Source organism: Acetomicrobium mobile (assembly GCF_937920065.1).
The window spans coordinates 1-2,684 of the sequence record NZ_CALETC010000304.1; the positions used below are offsets into that span (position 1 = coordinate 1).

The window sequence follows — 2,684 nt, forward strand, 5'->3', positions numbered from 1 at the left end:
TCTTAGAATTTTTTAATCTAGCAATGGCCACGAGCTATCCCTCCAACTTTTCTTTCACCAAATCTACGATATCTCCTACAGACGTACAATTTCGCAGATTAGCTACATTTAATGTAATACCTAGCTCCGTGTTTATCATGACCGCAACGGCCAAACGCCCGACAGAATCCCAACTTTCAACTTCGTCCAATTTGGTCTCAAGATTGAAATTTTTGTGGTCATCCATGAGAGCTTCCTGTAGCTTATCCATAAATTCTTTGACATGCATACTTTCATCCCCCGCTTTATTCCTCTACGTTCATCTTAAAATAGTCAGGGCAGAATATCCTGCTTTCTTTGATGTTTAGGAAGTATTTGCCGGCCTTTTCCGTGAAGCCTAAGTTCTTATAAAAATCCTTCGCTGGAAGGTTCTTTCTAGTGGGGATGTACTCACCCCAAACGGTTTCTATTCCGCTTTTTAACGCCTGTTCACAAACGAATGCCATCATGGCATCTTCCACCTTCCTGTTCATCACTCTACAGCTGAGCAGGAAGGTATCAACAAACCACTCCTTGTCATTTAATTCCTCTACTATTACAAGGCCTACTATGCCATAGTCGCCAAACTTGTCCTTTACGTCGAAGACATATATGCGATGTCTGCCGTCTTTTGCCATGGACCTTACATCCTCTTCCGTGTATCTTCTGGTTGTAAGGTTGAACTGGTTGGTCCTCTGCGTAAGCTGGGATATCCTGGGGATGTAAAAGTCGCTCGCTCCCTTTACGGTAATTACCATGTCAAGGTTTCTGTAAAAGTCGTCCAGGCTTTCAAATTGGCTTTGAAGGCTTGCCCTCTTGATCTGCGCCCTGTACATGTTGGTCCTGTTCAAGTCTTCTTCCGTTATGTCCAGCTTTTCAAAGCAGTCGATGCCTCTTATGAAATCGACAAACAGGGTTGGATCGTCGGGCATTAAATATGTCATTACCATCGGAAGCCTTTCTTTGACGAGCTCGCACTCTACGGGATTGTCGTCTATGAAGATCATGCTGTCGAGACCTATGTTAAGCTCGCGCGAGATCTCCAGGATGTTTGTTGCCTTATCGTTCCAGTTTATCTTGATGCAGGCAAAGTTTTCTTCCCTTAAAACCATGTCTGGGTGACCGTTTATGACCTCCATGGCATCGTCGCAGTTATTTTTACTGTTTACGGTAAGTATTATCCCCCTCTGGGTTAGCTTTAAAAGCTCCCTTTGGAAGTCCTTGTAGCATTTGCCGGGGTAGCTTTCCCCAAGCTTAATACCGTTAAATCCGTCCTCACCCACGATACCGCCCCACAGGGTGTTGTCAAGGTCGAGGACGATGCATTTTTTTGCCATTCCGTAGATCGCCCTTATTATCTTTGCATATTCTTCAGCCAAACCCAGGTAGTAGTTGCTGTTATATGGATTTTTTGCCACATACCACATCCTTCGATCCAGCAGGTTGTCCAAGCCCTTTTTGGTTACCATGTAATCTACGTCGTTTATATATACCCCGGGGTAAATTTTCCTTAAATCAAGGAGTTTAAGGTTGATGTTTCTTACAAAATTAAGTAGGCTTGATTTGGTCTGGTAGTCGTATATCCCAGCACCCGGAAATTCAGGCATGGCAAAGTTGTTTATGATGATGTGAGAAGCCGTTTTTTGCTTTATGGATTTAACAATTGATTCAATAGTATTAAATACCTCAGATTCAATAAAGCTCAGCACATCCTTTTCAAGGATGGAGCTTTCAAAAAGCTTCGGCGCCATGTCCTCAAGCCTTAAGGCAATTATCACTAAGTCCGGCCTGGAAACATAAAGCTCACTTGTGTCGTTTAAGACATACTGAAGGTATTGATTGAAGCCGCCAAGCGTTATTTGAGCCAAAATGTCGCTGGCAAAGCACTTTGCCCTGAGCACAGGTACCAGGTTTTCTATGGTAAATGACCTTAGGGTAAATATGTTTATCCTTTTTATGTTTATGTCTGACGTCTCGTCTGCGAGATCGTCTATTTTGCTGTTGATGTTTAAATAGTCTCTCAACTTTTCGGCCTTAGCGATATCTCTCTTTATTGCATCAACTGCGGACATCTACATCACCTGCCAGAAGCTCTATTATCGTACCGTTCTTAAGTATAGCAAAGACGACCTTCCTGCCGTTAAAAGCAGGAGCCGTAATTTTGTCAGTAAAGATCTTGCCCAACCCTGCATCCTCAAAGGAAAAGATAGCTTTATCCAAATCCTCTGCTTCATAACAAATATGATGGTATCCTAGATTTCTTGGATTATATACGGGAGATGAGCTATTAATGGGTTCAATTAGCTCTACAAGCAGTTCTCCGTTCTTAAGGAAAAGCAACCTGTTATGCTGAACGTTATCTTCGATGATAGAGTCAACTTGCACGTATCCAAGGCCCCGATACAGTAAACAGGCCTTCTCGATATCCTTAACTACGATGCCGACATGATGCACTTTCATATCGCAACTCCGTGCCTTTTAAGTACGTTAACCATGGAGGAATAGCCGTTGTTCATCTCCATGATTTCGCTCGGATCTATCTTGATGCCATATTCTTCTTCAATCACAATAACCATGTTTAACAAGGCAAAGGAATCCCAGCTTTCTATGAAAGCAGGAGAAATTTTTTCATCAGGGTAATTTTCCAGGTCAACTTTCAGGATATC

3 protein-coding genes and 1 pseudogene are annotated in these 2,684 nt (G+C 42.6%); all 4 read right to left on the reverse strand.

The genetic code is table 11. From position 1 onward, the window contains the following. Nucleotides 1-34: 34 nt before the first annotated feature. Nucleotides 35-268, reverse strand: coding sequence for an acyl carrier protein (locus tag Q7P41_RS11525; protein ID WP_303884404.1), 234 nt, complete (start codon nucleotides 266-268; stop codon nucleotides 35-37). Nucleotides 269-284: 16 nt separating this feature from the next. Then, nucleotides 285-2,090: an HAD family hydrolase gene (locus Q7P41_RS11530; RefSeq protein ID WP_303884405.1), complete on the reverse strand. Its 1,806-nt coding sequence runs from the start codon at nucleotides 2,088-2,090 to the stop codon at nucleotides 285-287. Then, nucleotides 2,077-2,478: a VOC family protein gene (locus tag Q7P41_RS11535; RefSeq protein ID WP_303884407.1), complete on the reverse strand. Its 402-nt coding sequence runs from the start codon at nucleotides 2,476-2,478 to the stop codon at nucleotides 2,077-2,079. Before Q7P41_RS11535 ends, Q7P41_RS11530 begins: the two co-directional genes overlap by 14 nt. Further along, a pseudogene (locus Q7P41_RS11540) lies at nucleotides 2,475-2,684 on the reverse strand (hypothetical protein); the annotation flags it as partial. The gene Q7P41_RS11535 and the pseudogene Q7P41_RS11540, both read right to left, overlap by 4 nt.

Excerpts from the sequence above, each read along its gene's own strand:
- Q7P41_RS11535 (WP_303884407.1), bottom strand. The coding sequence starts at position 2,478 with ATGAAAGTGCATCATGTCGGCATCGTAGTTAAGGATATCGAGAAGGCC.
- Q7P41_RS11525 (WP_303884404.1), bottom strand. The coding sequence starts at position 268 with ATGCATGTCAAAGAATTTATGGATAAGCTACAGGAAGCTCTCATGGAT.
- Q7P41_RS11530 (WP_303884405.1), bottom strand. The coding sequence starts at position 2,090 with ATGTCCGCAGTTGATGCAATAAAGAGAGATATCGCTAAGGCCGAAAAG.